Source organism: Chamaesiphon sp. OTE_75_metabat_556, from assembly GCF_031378165.1.
In the GTDB taxonomy this organism is placed as follows: Bacteria; Cyanobacteriota; Cyanobacteriia; order Cyanobacteriales; family Chamaesiphonaceae; genus Chamaesiphon.
Window position 1 is genome coordinate 1 of record NZ_JANNDR010000217.1, and the last position, 2,774, is coordinate 2,774.

4 protein-coding genes are annotated in these 2,774 nt (G+C 42.3%); all 4 read right to left on the reverse strand.

The features are described 5' to 3' along the window. Positions 1-577: 577 nt before the first annotated feature. Entirely contained in the window at positions 578-1,288 is a 711-nt protein-coding gene (gene msrA, locus RMO27_RS09015; RefSeq protein ID WP_396133648.1) for a peptide-methionine (S)-S-oxide reductase MsrA, read from the reverse strand. Between the two features lie 303 nt (positions 1,289-1,591). Beyond that, positions 1,592-1,843, reverse strand: coding sequence for a hypothetical protein (locus tag RMO27_RS09020; protein ID WP_309731527.1), 252 nt, complete (start codon positions 1,841-1,843; stop codon positions 1,592-1,594). Between the two features lie 61 nt (positions 1,844-1,904). Further along, a complete protein-coding gene (locus RMO27_RS09025) occupies positions 1,905-2,048 on the reverse strand; it encodes a hypothetical protein (RefSeq protein WP_309731529.1) in 144 nt (47 codons plus the stop codon). Positions 2,049-2,182: 134 nt separating this feature from the next. Further along, positions 2,183-2,377: an alpha/beta hydrolase gene (locus RMO27_RS09030; protein WP_309731531.1), complete on the reverse strand. Its 195-nt coding sequence runs from the start codon at positions 2,375-2,377 to the stop codon at positions 2,183-2,185. Positions 2,378-2,774: the final 397 nt, after the last annotated feature.

Genomic DNA, 2,774 nt, shown 5'->3' on the forward strand with positions numbered 1-2,774 from the left:
AATCGATCGGGAATATTAAATAGCCGAGGTGGGTAAGATCCACCTCGGCTATTTGCTGGGTTGGGTCGGTTCCAAACTCGATCGTCACAGTTCTCAACTACCCTGACTTTTCACGTTAAGTGCCTCTAGCGAGCTGGACGCTGTTTCGTTGCTGGCAGATTAAGCTCTCGTTCAAAGCTGATTGGGTGTAATCTCTCGCAGTCAGCGGGAAATGAAAATTCATCGAAATCGGCTCTAAATTGATTCTAATCATTGAAAGTTCTAGGTATAAATCTTATACTCGGCCTATTTATTTCCAAGTTCTTCATTAATTATCTGTCCATGAGTTCTCTAGACCCCCTGTCCTCTGCACTTAGTCACCATGTGTTGGAATGCTTAACGGAACTAAGTTACCATGCTGGCGATTTGGATGGCTACTTGGCAAAGCTGGTACTGGGGGTGAGCAAATTAATTCAGTAGTAAATAATTGATCGCGTTTAGATTGATGCCAGTAGTGTAAGTATTCCTAAGTGCACGTTTTAGATATTAGGGAGCGATTCCGCAACGCGGGCTGGTAAGCAGGGGTTAATTTAAAAATCTAACTTTTTTTGATCAGATTGGGAAATTGTTGTCGTAGTTGTGCTAACTTTGGTCGATCGTGTCTAACGACATAGGCTTGATTGGGATTGCGATCGATAAAATTTTGATGATAGTCTTCAGCCCCATAAAACTTAGTTAATGGCACTAATTGGGTGGCAATTAGTTTCGGGAACACACTGGCTCTATTAAGCCGATCAATATAAGCTTTTGCTACTTTTTGTTGGTCGGAATTAGTGAAGAAGATCGCCGATCGATATTGGGGGCCAACATCTGGTTCTTGACGATTTACCTGAGTCGGATCGTGGGCGACTAAAAAGTAAATTTTTAGTAATTTGCCAAGGGAAATTTGCTGGGGATCGTAGGTGATTTTGACGGCTTCTGCATGATCTGTCGCGCCGCGACTGACAGCATCATAATTTGCAGTTGTCTCAGTTCCACCAGAGTAACCAGAGACAACATTGGAAACGCCTTTGAGCTGTTCAAACACCGCTTCTACACCCCAAAAACAACCACCTGCGAGGACGATCGTCTGTTCACCCTTGACTTTAGCAGCGGGAATATCGATTGGCGGATCAATTTTCATTCCTGCTATCACTACTGGAGTAGAATCGGCAGAAGGGGTAGGCGAAATCGTTTGTGGAATGGTACAGGCGACTGTGATTAGTGACACGATCGATAGGCTCAATAGGAGAGGATAATTATTTGGCATATTAGGGGTTTAGCAAGTTTAAATGATGTAAATATCAATCGATCTATTCGAGCTAAAAGTGCCTGAAAAGTCTTATTCATAAAGTAATTTATCTTTCAAACACTCTCTTAGCATTAGATCGATGTTGGGAGCGTGTCACTTTTGCAGATCTGGACAAATGCACAAATGTGAAATCAGGAATGTAGGCACTGCAAAAGCTCTATCAATTATGGTATTTGAGTCGATGAGTATAAATACTCATCGCAAAAGTGACACGCTCCCATCGATGTTCGCACGATGTCTAGTAGTTAGTAGATACTAATTCTACTGTTTCTTCATAGCATCACCATTTTTCATAGCATCACCTTTCTTCATCGTACTACCTTTCTTCATCGCACCAACTTTTTTACGTTTTATCTTATTGGCGGCAATTTGATTAGAACCTGGAGCTACTTGAGTAGAAACTGTGCTAGATGTTGTTGCTGCGGTTGCAGCTTCGATGGAACTCATTCCCATCATGGTGACGGCTAAACCAGTAACAATAGTCAAAATTTTGCGACTCAGAGTTGATTTCATCATTATGATTGAGTTTCGATAAGATTCTAGTTGGATATACAAACGTAACGTCCGATCGGATTCATTTATTAATAGATTTATCGATTATAGTCAGCCGATATTCATCACGATCAATTTCGGGAGTACCATCATAACTATTGAGGAGCAGAGCTTTGGGATCGATCGCACTTTTAGAAAACTCTGGAATCAGTAATTGAGGTCTCATGAGCAGTTCGCTAAACGATAAATGTACTATCCCTAAAATTTTCCAATTGATAAATAGACTTCAATATGCCTCCAATCCGTTGTAATGTTCCCGTATACGGCAACAATCGCCGCCATGAACTAACATGACGACTGCTATACGCGATCGCCAGCATGGCCATCTTTAGCAAAGGCTTCAAGATCTCGAACCGAAATAGAAAAGTCTTTAAGTGGTGGAAATCGGGTGACAATCCGCTCGGCAGCGCGTCCAGCCAGCGGGAGAGCAATCGTGGCGAGGGTGGCGATCGCCAAGGCGTTGAGCCACAATCGTTTGTGAGCAGAGATCGACATAAAATTGGCGGATTTTCGATGCGCTAATTATATAAGGTCTGACTCAAATTTCAGACCACCAAACCTCTAGCTTTTAACCTAGCCAAAAGATCGGGATTACAACCGATTATTTAGAAGGATCGAATGTTATCAAAAGCGATCGAATAGTCACCAAACTCTTGAGATTGATTCGATGAACAGAGCGGACGCAAGCGATAAACCGCCTAGTTCACAAACTTCTAAATAAAGTGATGTATTGACAAAATAATTGGGTTTCAACGATCAGGATGCCCGATCAATAGCTTAAATTAGATCATCAACAGAGGTCGCACCGACTGGATATGCCAACGCGATCGAAACGCTCATTTCGACAATTGCAAACACGAGTTGCGGAACTAGAACGATCCCTCGATCGACT